Origin of the sequence: Limnospira fusiformis SAG 85.79 (assembly GCF_012516315.1) — a bacterium.
In the GTDB taxonomy this organism is placed as follows: domain Bacteria; phylum Cyanobacteriota; class Cyanobacteriia; order Cyanobacteriales; family Microcoleaceae; genus Limnospira; species Limnospira fusiformis.
The window spans coordinates 6,290,749-6,305,967 of sequence record NZ_CP051185.1 but is presented as its reverse complement, the minus strand read 5'-3'; the positions used below and the strand labels follow the sequence as shown (position 1 = coordinate 6,305,967).

16 protein-coding genes are annotated in these 15,219 nt (G+C 44.9%); 4 read left to right on the top strand and 12 right to left on the bottom strand.

Features of this window, described 5'->3' with window-relative positions; genetic code table 11:
- Nucleotides 1-170: 170 nt before the first annotated feature.
- From HFV01_RS29550 to HFV01_RS31555, 8 genes are all read right to left on the bottom strand, one after another.
- Nucleotides 171-668, bottom strand: a complete 498-nt coding sequence (locus HFV01_RS29550) for a PIN domain-containing protein (protein WP_193520690.1) — start codon at nt 666-668, stop codon at nt 171-173.
- Nucleotides 661-909, bottom strand: coding sequence for a UPF0175 family protein (locus HFV01_RS29545; RefSeq protein WP_193520689.1), 249 nt, complete (start codon nt 907-909; stop codon nt 661-663). Before HFV01_RS29545 ends, HFV01_RS29550 begins: the two co-directional genes overlap by 8 nt.
- A gap of 243 nt (nt 910-1,152) precedes the next feature.
- Nucleotides 1,153-1,365: a hypothetical protein gene (locus HFV01_RS29540; protein ID WP_193520688.1), complete on the bottom strand. Its 213-nt coding sequence runs from the start codon at nt 1,363-1,365 to the stop codon at nt 1,153-1,155.
- Nucleotides 1,355-1,666 carry a PIN domain-containing protein gene (locus HFV01_RS29535; RefSeq protein ID WP_318286314.1) on the bottom strand — a complete coding sequence of 104 codons (312 nt, stop codon included), beginning with the start codon at nt 1,664-1,666 and terminating at the stop codon, nt 1,355-1,357. Before HFV01_RS29535 ends, HFV01_RS29540 begins: the two co-directional genes overlap by 11 nt.
- A gap of 217 nt (nt 1,667-1,883) precedes the next feature.
- Nucleotides 1,884-2,042 carry a hypothetical protein gene (locus tag HFV01_RS29530; protein ID WP_160162578.1) on the bottom strand — a complete coding sequence of 53 codons (159 nt, stop codon included), beginning with the start codon at nt 2,040-2,042 and terminating at the stop codon, nt 1,884-1,886.
- A 337-nt stretch (nt 2,043-2,379) separates the two neighbouring features.
- Nucleotides 2,380-2,574, bottom strand: a complete 195-nt coding sequence (locus HFV01_RS29525) for a hypothetical protein (protein WP_193521350.1) — start codon at nt 2,572-2,574, stop codon at nt 2,380-2,382.
- A gap of 77 nt (nt 2,575-2,651) precedes the next feature.
- Nucleotides 2,652-5,948, bottom strand: a complete 3,297-nt coding sequence (gene rpoB / locus HFV01_RS29520; protein WP_193521327.1) for a DNA-directed RNA polymerase subunit beta — start codon at nt 5,946-5,948, stop codon at nt 2,652-2,654.
- A gap of 2,594 nt (nt 5,949-8,542) precedes the next feature.
- Entirely contained in the window at nt 8,543-8,671 is a 129-nt protein-coding gene (locus HFV01_RS31555; RefSeq protein WP_280949152.1) for a hypothetical protein, read from the bottom strand.
- Between the two features lie 350 nt (nt 8,672-9,021).
- Between HFV01_RS31555 and HFV01_RS29515 the strand changes: the two genes are divergently transcribed.
- Nucleotides 9,022-9,519, top strand: coding sequence for a hypothetical protein (locus tag HFV01_RS29515; protein ID WP_193520687.1), 498 nt, complete (start codon nt 9,022-9,024; stop codon nt 9,517-9,519).
- Between the two features lie 159 nt (nt 9,520-9,678).
- Here HFV01_RS29515 and HFV01_RS29510 read toward each other — a convergent pair whose 3' ends face one another.
- The 4 genes from HFV01_RS29510 to HFV01_RS29495 form a co-directional block, all read right to left on the bottom strand.
- The gene (locus HFV01_RS29510) at nt 9,679-9,945 is read right to left on the bottom strand and encodes a hypothetical protein (RefSeq protein WP_193521349.1); all 267 of its coding nucleotides are present in this window, start codon (nt 9,943-9,945) and stop codon (nt 9,679-9,681) included.
- 178 nt (nt 9,946-10,123) lie between these two features.
- Nucleotides 10,124-10,483, bottom strand: a complete 360-nt coding sequence (locus tag HFV01_RS29505) for a type II toxin-antitoxin system RelE family toxin (RefSeq protein WP_006622859.1) — start codon at nt 10,481-10,483, stop codon at nt 10,124-10,126.
- A complete protein-coding gene (locus HFV01_RS29500) occupies nt 10,473-10,718 on the bottom strand; it encodes a type II toxin-antitoxin system RelN family antitoxin (protein ID WP_006622858.1) in 246 nt (81 codons plus the stop codon). The genes HFV01_RS29505 and HFV01_RS29500 overlap by 11 nt, the downstream gene beginning before the upstream one ends.
- 312 nt (nt 10,719-11,030) lie before the next feature.
- A complete protein-coding gene (locus tag HFV01_RS29495; RefSeq protein WP_193520686.1) occupies nt 11,031-12,266 on the bottom strand; it encodes a DUF4336 domain-containing protein in 1,236 nt (411 codons plus the stop codon).
- Nucleotides 12,267-12,369: 103 nt separating this feature from the next.
- Between HFV01_RS29495 and HFV01_RS29490 the strand changes: the two genes are divergently transcribed.
- The 3 genes from HFV01_RS29490 to HFV01_RS29480 all read left to right on the top strand — a co-directional run bounded on the left by HFV01_RS29490 (nt 12,370) and on the right by HFV01_RS29480 (nt 15,206).
- Complete coding sequence (locus tag HFV01_RS29490) at nt 12,370-13,641, top strand: glycosyltransferase family protein (RefSeq protein ID WP_006622856.1); 1,272 nt, start codon at nt 12,370-12,372, stop codon at nt 13,639-13,641.
- A gap of 53 nt (nt 13,642-13,694) precedes the next feature.
- Nucleotides 13,695-14,513, top strand: coding sequence for a tetratricopeptide repeat protein (locus HFV01_RS29485; protein WP_193520685.1), 819 nt, complete (start codon nt 13,695-13,697; stop codon nt 14,511-14,513).
- Between the two features lie 150 nt (nt 14,514-14,663).
- The gene (locus HFV01_RS29480) at nt 14,664-15,206 is read left to right on the top strand and encodes a cyclic nucleotide-binding domain-containing protein (protein WP_006622854.1); all 543 of its coding nucleotides are present in this window, start codon (nt 14,664-14,666) and stop codon (nt 15,204-15,206) included.
- Nucleotides 15,207-15,219: the final 13 nt, after the last annotated feature.

Sequence of the window (15,219 nt, the reverse complement as noted above, 5' to 3'; positions counted from 1 at the left end):
TATGTTCATCCATCGCCACACACGGGGTAGGGGATACCATCCCGATTTTACCCCATCCCTGCGACTGAGAAACCGGGTTTCTTTGTTGAATTTTTGTGAAGAAACACCAGATGCTGCTAGAAGCCGGGTTTCTTTTCCCCCACCGAGAGTAATCGGGAGAGTCGCCCACCCTACTCGATTTCATCCTCAGAAACAGCTTGCAAAACATTGTCATACAGAGATTCATTAACCCAGTATTGGGCTTCTGTCATCATTGCATCCAATAGGGGTCTCACCTTGGGGATAATCTGGTTTTGTTTGGCTAACATCAAAATCCCTAACGTGCCAATCACATTCAATTTTAAAGATTGAGCCACTTTTCTAGCTCTTTTTTCATCCAATACAACCCTGGTTGTTTGTTCGCTCAGTGCTAAAGCAATCACCTCCCTTTCCCCAGCATCTAATTCTAAAGGGATGGATTCTGGCATCTCCTGCACCGACTTAACTTTAAGCCAAGCCGCTTCAATTCCATTAACAATGGTTTCCGAGTTAGGAAATCCTGATTCAACGGTTTCCGAGTAAACCGCTTGGGGAATGACTATCTCGGCAAACAGGTATTTTAATATATCTAAGTGATTAATACTTGCAAAATTAATCAAAGGCGTAGCATTGCAAATGACTTTAACCATCCCACAATCCTGATTTAATCGCTTCGATATCCTCTGCTAAATCATCTTGGTCGTATTGCCGAACAACATGATTTTCTCCCAACAGTTTTTGAAACTCCCACACGGAATAATTCAACAACCGACGGGCTTGACTAAAGGTAAACACCTTATTTTCGTAAAGCTGCATGGCAATTTGTTCTAAAACTGCCGTCTCACCTTGCTCAATTAATTCTATGGGAATTTGTATGTTAATTGCTTGCATCTACCATCACCTCATCATTTCAAAAGACATTCATTCCCCAGCAGCCGCTTGGCAAAGGTAAGGAGTTCTTGAATCCGCGAGAGATAAGACTGCACTCATGGTTCATCCATCGCCACACAGGGGGTAGAGAATACCATCCCCATTTTACACCACAATCCAGAAACCGGGTTGCTTCCACCGACTCATCTTTCACAAAACTTGTCCCAGAAACTGGATAGTTAACACCCATTTGTAAAGGCTAACTCAAGTTTTTTTCTGCTCAAAATCCCGAATTTTATCATATAAACTATCCACTGTTTCATCCGCAAAGGTGTCATCTTTACTCAACAAATAATCGCCTGCCCCCAGTTGACAAGCCACAACAAATCTAGCAAATTTGACAGGTTCCATGTGGGCGGATAGAATTTTTAGCGCCTCTTCGATAACTTGTTGTTCTGTTGGTAAATTAACCTTCATAATCAACCTCCGTGATAAAATAGGTGGGATTCATAACTGGTAAATCTAGGGCTTGGCAGCGATTAATCAGACGTTTATCGCAGGTGAGAAAATAATCACTCCCAGACGCTTCCGCGCTGGCAATGTGTAAAGCATCTAAAGACTTAACACCCATCTCTTCCAGTGCTTTTGCTCGAAGGCGAATCTCAGGTGTCAGTTTCTGATAGGTCTTGGACAAACTAAGCCAGATCTTGACAGCATTGGCACGGTCAAGACGAGAGTTACGACTATTTTCATAGTCTAAAACACTGGAACTGACCAGAGCAATTTTCTGACTTTCAATCAGGGTTAGAATTAGAAGAAACGCCTGGGTTTCTAAAAATATTTAGACCTGTGATTGATCGTCAAAGGGACGATTTAAAACGCTTGTGTCTAGGTAAATACGCATACCAGACATCTATCTCCAGTCAAGGATTGGTGGGCAAGTTTAGAGTCTCAGTTTCTACTGACGACTGAGTGTTCCTACACACCCTAGTATTTTAGTCCCTGCCCTGAACGTTGAGGCGTTCTTGAATCAGCGAGAGATAAGACTGCGATCGCTTTTCATCCATAGCCACACACCGGGTAGAGAATACCATCCCCATTTTACCCCATCCCCGCACCGCAAAAACCGGGTTTCTTGACCAAATTTTTGCCACAGAAACACAGATGTTGACAGAAAGGCGGTTTCTGGCTTTAAGGCGATCGCCTTTTTTTACCGCACCCCATCCAGCATACTGAGCAAGACAGCAATAGTAAAAGGATGCACATTATCACCTCGATTATCTGACCAGGGAGCAGTTCACAGTCAAAGTTAAAATTTTCAGGCATCGGCGGGTTTTCGGATATTATCTACTGAGTAAATCTCTCCCCAAGCCGCCTTGTATTGTTAAACTAGAGCATCTAGCACAGTTTTATTGAAGATAATTCGACCAGCCGTTGTCCGCACATATTGGGAAATCATGTTCCCCTCCTTATCTTCTCGAACTCTCCTGGTCAAGGAACCGCCAGCTTAATAAAGCCCATGGGATGTCGTCGCACCCGCGATTCTGTAACTTCTACCCCGCAACGTTCGCAAACAATCCCCCGATGTCGGACTCGTTTATATTTACCACCGTGACATTCCCAGTCCTTAGCCCGTCCCAAAATGCGCTCACAGAACAACCCATCCATTGCATTGAATGCTAACACAAAAAACCGTTCCATCGTCGCCGGTGCGCGGAGAGGGGCAGGTGCTTGTATGAACCCGCCCCAGCAGATAAATTGACCTACAACCAGCTACCCTGCTCGTCGTCGTCATCAATGACGCTCAAATCGTATGTAGGCTTAGAAGGTGGTCTGACCCGGTGAGGCTCATCAGCCATCAAGTCCACCTCCACATCTTTACTAGCACCATCCTTTTTGTTAGTTTCCACCTTATGGACTGCAATATCCAAACACAAAGATTGCAACTCCCGCATCAGCACTTTAAACGATTCTGGCGTACCTGGTCGAGGGATAGCTTTGCCTTTAACGATCGCATTTAGAGCTTCATTACGGCCTGCCATATCATCAGACTTAACCGTTAGCAACTCTTGCAAAGTATAAGCTGCCCCAAACGCTTCCAATGCCCACACCTCCATTTCTCCGAACCGCTGACCGCCCTGTTGTGCCTTTCCACCCAACGGCTGTTGAGTCACCAAAGAATATGGACCAGTAGACCGGGCGTGAATCTTATCATCCACCAAGTGAACCAACTTGAGGATATAAGCGATACCCACCGTTACCGGTTGGTCAAAGGCTTCTCCCGTGCGGCCGTCATAAACAATAGTTTTGCCTGGGTATTCCTCACTAAATAACCAATCCTTTTTGAGTTTTTCGCGGGCTTCTTTAAGTTTACTGTGGACTGTCTCACGGGACATTTCTTGACCAAACATTTCATCAAACGGGATCACCTTAAACCGCCGTTTCAGGTTTTCTCCCGCCCATCCCATCAAACACTCAAAGATTTGACCTACATTCATACGACTAGGCACACCCAGGGGATTCAGGACGATATCCATTGGCCGACCATCAGGGAGATAGGGCATATCTTCAATGGGAAGAATACGCGAGACAATCCCCTTATTACCGTGGCGGCCCGCCATTTTGTCTCCCACCTGAATTTTACGTTTTTGTGCCACATAGACCCGCACCACCATATTAGCTCCTGGGGGCAGTTCATCGCCTTGTTCTCGGGTAAACACCCGCACATCGACCACCCGCCCTTTTTCACCATTAGGAACCCGCAGCGAGTTATCCCGCACATCCCTGGCTTTTTCTCCAAAGATAGCCCGCAGCAGTTTTTCTTCTGGGGGTTGGTCCGACTCTCCTTTCGGGGTAACTTTTCCTACCAGAATATCTCCCGACTCTACCCAAGCGCCAATGCGAATAATCCCGGAAGCGTCCAGTTGTCGCAGGGAGTCTTCCCCGACGTTGGGTATTTCGCGGGTAATTTCTTCGGGTCCTAGTTTGGTTTGTCGCGCCTCAATCTCAAATTTTTCGATATGGATTGACGTATAAACATCGTCATAAACCAGACGTTCACTAATTAGGATTGCGTCTTCATAGTTGTAGCCTTCCCAGGGCATATAGGCCACTAAAACGTTATGACCCAGAGCCAATTCTGCCCCTTCCGTCGAGGAACCATCAGCTAACACCTGACCTGCCACTACTTGGTCGCCTTCATAGACTAAGGGGCGCTGGTTTAAGCAGGTATCTTGGTTAGACCGTTGGTATTTTTGCAGTTCATATTCGATTTCCCAACCTTCCGGGTCAATCACCCGAATTTTCGCGCCATCCACATAACTGACTTCTCCATCAGTACGAGATACAATCACCATACCTGAGTCCCGCGCCGCCTGGGCTTCTAGTCCCGTTCCTACAAACGGACGTTCAGGACGCAGCAGCGGAACTGCTTGGCGCTGCATATTGGAACCCATCAGCGCACGGTTAGCGTCATCGTGTTCTAGGAAGGGAATTAGGGAGGTAGCTACCGAGACAATTTGCACCGGGGAAACCGCTACATAGTCCACTTGGTCGGGGCTGGTTTTGGTGAAGTCCTGACGATAACGCACCGGAACTAGGTCGCCGAGGATATATCCCTCGGAGTCATAGCTAATGTCTCCTGGTGCTACCCGTAAATCGTCTTCCTCGTCAGCCGTCATATACACCGGAGACAAATCTCGGCGCACTCGTCCATTTTCTACGGGATAGTAAGGGGTTTCGATGAAGCCGTAGGGGTTAACCCGGGCGTGGGTAGCCAGGGAGCCAATTAGACCCGCGTTCGGTCCTTCTGGGGTTTCGATGGGACAGATACGACCATAGTGGCTTGGGTGAATATCACGCACAGCAAAGCCAGCCCGTTCTCGTGTTAAGCCACCGGGACTAGGGGCAGATAAACGCCGTTTATGGGTTAATTCCGCTAGGGGGTTAGTTTGATCCATAAATTGGGACAGTTGGCTAGACCCGAAAAATTCTTTGATGGCTGCTACCAAAGGTTTCGGGTTCACTAGGGAGGCGGGGGTTAGGGTTTCGGCATCGCCAACGGTCATCCGTTCCCGAATAATTCTTTCTAAACGGTTTAAACCTACTCGGATTTGGTTTTGCAATAGTTCCCCTACTGAACGCACCCGACGATTACCCAGGTGGTCAATGTCATCGGTTTCGCCGATGTCGTATTCTAGGTTAATCAGGTAGTCGATCGCCGATAGAATATCAGTGGGAGTTAGGACTCTGGTGCTATCTGGCACACTTAGCCTTAGTTTCCGGTTCAGTTTATGCCGTCCTACCCGACCCAAATCATAGCGTTTCGGGTCAAAGAAGCGATTCTGCAAAAGTTGTTCTCCCCCGGTGATGGTGGGAGGTTCCCCTGGTCGCAGTTTTCGATACAACTCCATCAGGGCATCTTCTTCGCTAAATTCCCCTTCTTTTTCGATGGTTTTTTGGAAGTAGTCTGGGTGCCGCAATGCGTCAAATATTTCGTTATTCGTCAATCCTAGGGCTTTCAGAAGTATCTGAGCCGACAGTTTGCGAGTTTTGTCAATTCTTACCCAAACTAGATCATTTTTATCGGTTTCAAATTTCAACCAAGCGCCTCGGTTCGGGATGAGGGAGGCGCTATAGGTACGTCGTTTATTTTTATCGATTTCCGATTTGTAGTATACCCCCGGACTCCGCACAATTTGGTTAACAATAACTCGCTCGGCTCCGTTAATAATAAACGTGCCACGTTCGGTCATTAAGGGCAGGTCTCCGATAAAAACTTCCTGCTCCTTAATCTCCCCGGTTTCTTTGTTAATTAGTCGGGTAGGGACGTACATCTGCACGGAGTATGTACTATCCCGCCGTTTGGCATCGTCTACGTCATATTTGGGCTGTTTCAGCTTGTAATCTCTGGCTAAGAAATGCAGTTCTAGTTTCCCTGTATAATCACTGATGGGCGAGAAACTTTCTAATTCTTCAATTAGCCCGGTTTCTAAAAACCAACGAAAACTCGATCGCTGAATTTCAATTAAATCAGGAAGTTCAAATCCCGATCGCTGAATTTCACTGAAATCAGGAAGTTCAAATTTTTTGTCTTTGTCTTTGTCTTTTTTGTCTTGGGTTTTGAGTTTGTCTTTTTTGTCTTGGGTTGTGTTGGTCGTGGTTTTTACAGCTCTGCTGGGCAATTGCTCATCAATGGCTGGTCGGGCCATTGGGTAAATTGGGGAGTTGATTTCAATGACAACAACAGCTTTTGAGTTGACCTTGGCATTAGCTTCCCCCTCACAAAAACGCCCCACCGTGGAAAATAATCGCGCCAACTGCTTGTAAAAAAAACTTTCATAGTCACGAATAATCTGCTCTGTCTTTGCCAAATCAGATGTTTCCCCCTGGGCATCTTGATCAACAGGCATCAACATCTTTTCAGTATCCTGATTACCAAGGAGTAGATTTATATCACCATCCCCAACTTTCAAAAGAAAAGAGGCAATTTTGCTGATGATTGAAATACTGAGAAAAATATGTCTTGGTGTTCTTGTCCACTTGGGTGCAGTTGTCGATGCCACCTCCACGGAATACTTACCTTGAGCGCTTGGGTCGGCTTGATAAAAACCCGATTGAGTAATCGTCCCAACTTCGGCATTCCAAACTAGATAACCCGGGTCAATTCGCTCACCAAACTGGTCGCGCCCTATCACTTCAAATTGTTTGTTTGCCCCCGGTGCCAAGGTAACAGAAGAAGGTTTTAATTCTAAACTCCGTAAAACGGGTAATAATTCAACTTGAATGGCATCAGTCAACTCCCCAAACGTTGCTTCTACCTTGACAAAACGCGCATCGTAACCCGCGCGAAAAATACCTTGCTGGTTAATCTTCCCGCCGCGATCGCAACTCCATGACACATCACTTAATTCAAAATTAAGACCACTTTGATCATAACCTTCAACCCTAAAATACTCATACTCTTCGGGTTGGAGCTGACTGTGAGCCGGGAGAATTTTGATCTCAGTTAATCTTCGAGGAATAACATTTTCTTGCGTCGCCACAAACTGGTCAACTTGAGCTTGAATAGTACACTGCCCAAAACTTGTGCTATTTGCTTGGAAGTGACCATCCTGATTGATTAAACCGAGATGAGGATTAACTTTAATTGACCAGCGGAGTTGCTCCAGTTTATATCGATCGCCATACTGATCTAAACCGTAGGCTTCAAAGGTATAGCTTTCCCCTGAATCAATTTCTGTTGATTTTGGTTTGGCGATCGCCACTTTAACCAACCTAGGTCGCTCAGTTACTCGTAGCGAAGTTGTATCAGTAATACTCCCAGATTTTGCCGTGATCACAACTGTTTCAGACTGCTCTCCTGCTTCAAATTGATTTTTGACAATGCGACCCGATGAACTTGACCATTCTATATTGTCAACTGCAATTGAATTTCCATACTGATCGTACCCTTGAGCCGACAAAGGCACACGCTCACCACCATACAATTTCGATTGAGCAACATTTAGCTTCAATTTTGCCAAGCGAGGCGGCTCTAAAACCTGAACCACCACCTGTTCCTTTACATCTCCTACTGATGCCGTGATTGTACATTTTCCCCATCTTGGGCCGGCAATGAAAACATTATTTTCAATTCGCCCTAATCCTTCAGAACACTGCCAATTTACTTCATAAATAGGAAACTTATCGTCATACTGATCGTACCCTTGAGCCGACAACGGCACACGCTCACCACCATACAATTTCGATTGAGCAACATTTAGCTTCAATTTTGCCAAGCGAGGCGGCTCTAAAACCTGAACCACCACCTGTTCCTTTACATCTCCTACTGATGCCGTGATTGTACATTTTCCCCATCTTGAGCCGGCAATGAAAACATTATTTTCAATTCGCCCTAATCCTTCAGAACACTGCCAATTGACTTCATAAATAGGAAACTTATCGTCATACTGATCGTACCCTTGAGCCGACAACGGCACACGCTCACCACCATACAATTTCGATTGAGCAACATTTAGCTTCAATTTTTTCAAGCGAGGCGGCTCTAAAACCTGAACCACCACCTGTTCCTTTACATCTCCTACTGATGCCGTGATTGTACATTTTCCCCATCTTGAGCCGGCAATGAAAACATTATTTTCAATTCGCCCTAATCCTTCAGAACACTGCCAATTGACTTCATAAATAGGAAACTTATCGTCATACTGATCGTACCCTTGAGCCGACAAAGGCACACGCTCACCACCATACAATTTCGATTGCTCAACATTTAGCTTCAATTTTTTCAAGCGAGGCGGATCTAAAACTTTCCTCACCTTATTAAATAAAAAGCCTATTAGCCATACTACTATTGAGAATAATACCAAAAATAATACGATTTTCCCGAACATTATAAATAATGATACTACAGTATTTTTTAGCCATAAAAATGGTCTATAAACGAGCTGATTTAGGAAAATCAAAAAATGAATATTTGAGTCGAAGCCAAATAAATGTACCATATCTGTTAAGAATCTAAGAGATTCCAGTAAATTCCATATTTTGATGTGTTTACCCCGAGGAACAGAGAAACTGTTAAAATTCAGATTTCCAGTCTCACCTCCTGCAACTGTGCCGCCACCAACTCGCACACCTGCACAAACCCCTTATCCAGCTACTCCAGATGACGTTTGAGGATTTGCGGTTCTTCCACACCCGGACAGGCGAGGAGTTTTTGAATCAGCAAGAGATAAGCCTGCACACGCTTTTCATCGATAGCCACACACGGGGTAGGGTATACCATCTCCATTATACCCCAAAAAACCGGTTTTCTGGGGGTGGGGGAATGTCACAGTCATATATTAATCTGGGATGTGGCGATCGCATCGGAGTTATATCGGAGTTATAGGTATGCTTAGGCATTCAGATACTGATGAGATTTGACGAACATCAGGGTTAGCTATTAGTACAGATAAGCAGGTCAGTGAAAATGCGATCGCATCCCCATTTTATCCCCTACCTTGGAGGTGGCGTTCCCTTGGTGAGGGGGTAGGATTGACTCTGAATAGGGAGTTGGCTAGAATCAAATCAACTCAAGTTAAACCTATAGATATAATGGCATTCATACAAAAAGTGATAGGGGTCAGTTTAACTGTGACCTGCTCAACTTTGGGGATATTGCAAGAGGCGATCGCCCAGTCTACTGCGGTTCCCATTACCCGGATCGTATTTTTTCCCTCTCCGGAACAGGAAATCCGTGTCGCTGATTTTGTTGTTCCCGATCGCCGCCCCAGGGAAACATCGGCTTACGGAGGGCAGTTGAGCCGTTATGATGTGCATATTGCCAAAATGTTTGAAATTACCCGCCATGAATGTCTGCAAAGTTTAAGTTCCGGCAGGCGACCTTTAGACATAATTATTTGGCGATATTATGCGGGGGGCGGAAATATCAAAATGGGAGCCTACAGCATTAACTGTCAAGAGGCGAGAAGGGTTGCCAATCGCTACGGTTTAGGACAAGCGGAACCGACCATAATCACTTATTACAGAGTAACTACGACCGTTAATATCCCCATTTTAGATATTACCGTTTCAAAGGTCGATGACTGGAAAAGTTTTATCGGAACATTACGAGTTGAAGGGATGGATTGACTGAATTTCAAATTGTTAGAGCGATCGCACCCCAATTTTACCCTATCCCCCCCACATTGAATCCCGTTGATCACGTTTCCCCCTCACGAATTAACCGGGTCGGCGAAATCAATCAATTGCCTAATATTCATGGTGATTTCCTGGGTAACAATAGAGATTTTATTTGGGTTTCCCACCATTACCGAGATAGTCCCCCCTCCCAGACAACTCCATCCCATTGGCACAGGTAAGGAGTTCTCGAATCCGCGAGAGATAAGACTGCGATCGCTTTTCATCCATCGCCACACACCGGGTAGAGAATACCATCCCCATTTTACCCCAAAGAAACCGGGTTTCTGGGGGTCGGGGAATGTCACAGTCATATATTAATCTGGGATGTGGCGATCGCATCCGAGTTATATCCGAGTTATAGGTATTCTTAGGCATTCAGATCCTGATGAGATTTGACCAATATCAGGGTTAGCTATTAGATAAATTTAAGGGATTTTATCAACCCTGTTTCTTGACTACACAGAGACTCAGAAAATAGGTTGATTGCTTAAATCTTATTGAACCAGATATAGATGCTGTAAGAAAACCGATTTCTTGAACCCCACCCACTTTACTATGCTTGATGAAAATTATCTAAAATACTTTTAATTTGCTCCTTAGTAATATCTTCCTGCTCCGATTTACTATAAATCGTCAATAACAAAATGCTGGTTTCTGATTCCAGTAAATAAATAATGCGATATCCAGCACTTTTGCCTTTTTGGATATTACTATTTTTAGCTCTGACCTTGTAAACATAAAGATGATCACCAAAACCCGAAAGGCGATCGCCTAACACCGAGCCTTTTTGGAGTTCCTCTATTAACCCCTGAGTATCAGAGCGAATATTTCGATATTTTTTGGCTAATTTTTTGAGGTTATCACGATATTCAGGTGTGAAATAAATGTTCACTAATTCAGGATTATTCGGCATCAATTCCCTCCCACATTTGTTCTAGGGGAATTCTTCTTCCGGCTTGAGCATCTTGCAACGCTCGGATTAAACTGGCTTGAATTTCCTCAACCGGAGTATCGTCAGCATCCAATTCATCTTCATCAGATATCAAAACGATAACTTTGACCCGAATATCAGGTTTAACTTCTAAAGGTTCATCTAGCAAAATGTGACCCTGATGATTGACTTTTCCCAATACCTCAAATGCCTTCATTGTCTTACCTCAAAATATGTCATACCAATGCTACCTGGGCAAAAGTAACCCAACATTTTTATGTCTGTTATGATTTGATTTTAGCACATTTATCACTCACAAATACGGTTCCGTTCTCTCCTTTTCCCTCCCCACCCTCCCCAAAACTCAGTCAAGTCTGAAACCGGGTTTCTGGGGGTCGGGGAATGTCACAGTCATATATTAATCTGGGATGTGGCGATCGCATCCGAGTTATATCGGAGTTATAGGTATGCTTAGGCATTCAGATCCTGATGAGATTTGACCAATATCAGGGTTAGCTATTAGATAAATTTAACGGATTTTGGCTGATGCTGGTGGGGGAGTAATTCCCCATTGGTTTAGGCGTTTATCTATATTTTGGAGGATGGTAAAATCTCCGGCGGGGAGGGGATGACTCGAACTGCCTAAATAACCATTTGGCGGCGCTTCCTGGGATTCTAGGAAGCTGAAAGCCTGCCGAAAAGCCGGGGGGGTGGCTGTTATCGGTGCGTCAAAATGGCAGGGAATAATCCGGTTAAAATTCCACTCGCAAACACGATCCGCCCAGGCGAGGGTCAGTTGTGGCGAACGATTCAAGATCAGGGTTTGCAGAATGGGAGCCACTAATATATTGCCGTCTCTTCGGAGGGTGTTAAAGGCTTCTTCCCAGCCCGATCGCCACTGGAAGGGAAATAAACCAAAATAGGCTTTTCGAGAGCGATCGCTTGCTTTTAAAGCATCACTGAGAGCTTCTTTGAATGGCACTGGCTCTAATGTATCTGGTTGGAAATACAGGGAAAATAGGGTGATTCGCTGCCATCCTTTTTGGCGGGTGGTCGGGTGATCTGCCACGGTTTGAAAGGCATTATCTCGCGCGTGGAATAACAGAGGATAGGCATCTAGTTCCACTATGGCTGGGGGTTGTTCGGGAATAGAAATTATCGTATCTGTCAGTAATAAAGTTTGCGATCGCCAATGGAAAAAGGCGACTTCCTCAAAGGTTCCTAATCCCAAATCAATCGGGCCTAAAATCGCATAACTAAACTCGCGGGAAAACGGAGTCTCAGAACAATCTGCTGGTAAAATATGGGTACGTTTCGGGGGTAAACCTAACCAACTTAGGGGTAATTTTAACGGATAACTCCATTGATCTGGAGCCACAAAAACCTGAGCTTTCGGAAACTTCCGCGCAAAGGGACCGACAAACACTTTATGCTCAAGACCGGAGGTGGTGGGGAGGATAATATAGCGCACCTCTCCATATTCAGCTACTAACTCATTCACCAGTCTAATACATTCAGGAGTAGGAGCCACAGGAGCATAAACTAATAATCCCCCCATATCCAACCGAATGACGGTCATGCGAATGGGAACCACCACATACAGAATACCTTGGACCTGTTCAAAAGTCCAAATGCGATCGCTGACTACTTCCCGGCGAATAGTCCGACGCTGACTAAATGGGTAGAGGGGGACTAAGGGCCACCATGGCCAACGCCAGTCTGAAGAGTGACTGAGGGGGTTAGGGTGTTCCGGTTGACTTTCCACTGGTATTACGGTTCATAGCACTTATTAGAGGTTATCAGAAACCTGGTTTCTAGGGGAAAATTAGATAATACTCAATCATGATAACTAAGCGATCGCCCTACCAATGTCCACAGCCGCCGATATCCTTATCCTCTCCAACGGTCCGGGAGAACTAACTACCTGGGTGCGACCAGTCCTAGAAGCTATTAGATCTCAAAATAGCCATCTGGATCTGAGAACCTCCCTGATTCTATCACCTTGTCCTAACGCTACCGGTAACGAAGTAGAAATCGGGCGATCGCTTTTAGCTATTGACCGCATTCAGGGTCCCCAACACTTCTGGAAATTTTTACTCTCAGGAAAAACTGCCCAAAATTGGGATTGGCGAGAAAAGGGTTTAGTCTTATTTTTGGGCGGCGACCAAGCCTTTACCCCGATTATTGCCCGCCGCCTGGCATATCAAAGTATAGTTTACGCAGAATGGGATATCCGTTGGTGGCGATGGATTGACAAATTTGCCGTCATGAAACCCGAAACCATTAGCCGTATACCTCACTTATACGCCTCAAAATGCACTGTTATAGGCGACTTGATGGCTGATGTTTCCCCCCCCACCCAGGAGCCAATCCAGCCTTACTCGCTGCTACAGCCACCTCTGACCGAACTTATCGCTCTGCTTCCTGGCTCGAAAATGGCTAAACTGGTTCAGGGTGTGCCTTTGACTTTGGCGATCGCTCAATATATCCACCAGCGCCGCCCTCAAACTCAATTTATCATTCCTGTCGCTCCCACGGTCGAGGTCTCTACCATTGCACAACTGGCTAATCCTGAATATAACCCCATCCTTAGTTATTTCCCCGGTGTGGCGGCGGATCTCCAACAGATAGGTGATCAATTTATCCTACAAACCAAAACTGGCTTAAACGTGAGTCTGTATACTCAAAACCCCGCTTATCCCCTACTTTCCCGCTGCTGTTTCGCTGTCACCACCGTGGGGGCTAATACTGCGGAATTGGGTGCTTTAGCTATACCTATGGTGGTTTTGCTTCCTAGTTATCAACTTGATGCTATGCGTGCGTGGGATGGTATCCCAGGGATTTTAGCCAATTTACCTGGTGTTGGTGGCTTCCTGGCTAAGGGAATTAATAGCCTAGCACTATCGTATATACAACGTACTGGTAAATTATTGGCTTGGCCGAATATTTGGGCCGGTTCCGAAATCGTCCCGGAATTTTTGGGGAGGCTACAACCAGAATTTATTGGCGATCGCATTTTGGAATATTTGCAAAACCCCCACCGTCTCCAAACTATTCGCGATCGCTTGCGACAAGTCCGGGGACAACCTGGAGCCTCTCAAAAATTGGCTAATATGGTACTTGAAACCTTGTCACAATAGTTGGTAAATTGGGATAAATTAGTATCTATATCAGCAACAGGAGATAGGTTAATATGGGATATGCCATTGACGTTAATCAGGATAATTTTCAGGCAGAAGTTATTGATAAGTCTTGGGAAACATTGGTGATGGTCGATTTTTTTGCTACCTGGTGCGGCCCTTGTCAAATCATGAAACCCATACTAGAGCGACTGACCACCGAATACGATTTTATCTTAGCCAAGGTCGATGTAGATCAGAATCCTGAATTAGCTAGTCAATATGGTATTCAGGGAGTTCCTGATGTTCGTATGGTTACCAAAGGAGAGGTTAAACCTGGTTTTGTGGGGGCGATCGCTGAACCGCAACTGCGGGAATTGTTGGCGGGGTTTAACCTTAAATCAGAGTTAGAAAATGGATTGTCCGCTATTGACAATGCTACTCATTCCGGTAATCTCAAACAAGCTAAAAATTTGTTTGATTTTTTGTTTGAGAAATATCCCAATCATCCCGAACTAATTATTAAAGCTGCTCAGTTTTTCATTGCCGTTAATGAAATTGAAGCCGCCCAAAAAATGTTGGCAACTATTAGACCCGATAACCGAGAGTTTCATGCTAAGGCGCGTGCTGTCGAAAAATTGATTGAATTTCGAGTCGCTGCTGAAAACCCTGGAGAAACCGAAATAGAACAGCTTTATGCTCAAGCCTGCCAGCATATCATTAATGAGGAATATGATGCGGGTCTTTCATTATTTCTAAAGATTGTCGGCATTAGTCGTAAATATCGCGAAGATGGCGCTAGAAAAGCTATGATCGCAGTGTTTGACCTTCTCGGACCAGATCATCCACTTATCCCTCAGTATCGTAAGCAGCTTATGCTACAATTGTATTGATGGTGCTGGATAGGCTATCAACAGTTAAAGCAGTCAGGGTGTCCAAAAATAGCCAAATAGTGAGGAGTAGTAATTAATTGATTCACGGGTGAGGTGGTAACTGGTTAGGCAGCTATCCTAAATTGTTAATAATTACCTTCGTGATGATCTATGAATAAAACACTAGCTATTCTGGGAGAATTGAGCGATCGTGACCTGGACTGGATTATTGCTAATGGTCAGCAACAGCAACTTGAGTCTGGCATGGTTTTAATTACAGAAGGTCAGCTAATTGAAGCCCTTTATATCGTTCTTGATGGTACATTGGTGGCATCAGTAGCCGCCTTGGGAAATCGAGAAGTGGCTACACTGGGTATAGGAGAAGTTATCGGAGAAATGTCTTTTGTTGATGGTCGTATGCCTTCAGCAACAGTTAGCGCCAAAGAACCTTGTTTAGTCTTATCGGTTCCTCGTGAAAAATTATCAGAAAAATTGGAGTGGGATGCTTTGTTTTCTCTGAGATTTTATCGAGCAGTAAGTAAGTTTTTGTCCTATCGTCTCCGAAATACTGTGACCCAGTTTGGTCAACAAAAACCATTACCTTCTGAAACTAATAGTTCTACCACAGAAATTGAGCAATCTCTCGATGAGGACGGATATCGGTTTCGGGAAATTATACAACGTCTGCGAGGTGAATATGTAGTGCCAACCTAAACGGGATGCCTAA

Excerpts from the sequence above, each read along its gene's own strand:
- HFV01_RS29550 (WP_193520690.1), bottom strand. The coding sequence starts at position 668 with ATGGTTAAAGTCATTTGCAATGCTACGCCTTTGATTAATTTTGCAAGT.
- HFV01_RS29545 (WP_193520689.1), bottom strand. The coding sequence starts at position 909 with ATGCAAGCAATTAACATACAAATTCCCATAGAATTAATTGAGCAAGGT.
- HFV01_RS29540 (WP_193520688.1), bottom strand. The coding sequence starts at position 1,365 with ATGAAGGTTAATTTACCAACAGAACAACAAGTTATCGAAGAGGCGCTA.
- HFV01_RS31555 (WP_280949152.1), bottom strand. The coding sequence starts at position 8,671 with ATGGTATACCCTACCCCGTGTGTGGCTATCGATGAAAAGCGTGTGCAG.
- HFV01_RS29510 (WP_193521349.1), bottom strand. The coding sequence starts at position 9,945 with ATGCCTAAGAATACCTATAACTCGGATATAACTCGGATGCGATCGCCA.
- HFV01_RS29505 (WP_006622859.1), bottom strand. The coding sequence starts at position 10,483 with ATGCCGAATAATCCTGAATTAGTGAACATTTATTTCACACCTGAATAT.
- HFV01_RS29500 (WP_006622858.1), bottom strand. The coding sequence starts at position 10,718 with ATGAAGGCATTTGAGGTATTGGGAAAAGTCAATCATCAGGGTCACATT.
- HFV01_RS29490 (WP_006622856.1), top strand. The coding sequence starts at position 12,370 with ATGTCCACAGCCGCCGATATCCTTATCCTCTCCAACGGTCCGGGAGAA.
- HFV01_RS29485 (WP_193520685.1), top strand. The coding sequence starts at position 13,695 with ATGGGATATGCCATTGACGTTAATCAGGATAATTTTCAGGCAGAAGTT.
- HFV01_RS29480 (WP_006622854.1), top strand. The coding sequence starts at position 14,664 with ATGAATAAAACACTAGCTATTCTGGGAGAATTGAGCGATCGTGACCTG.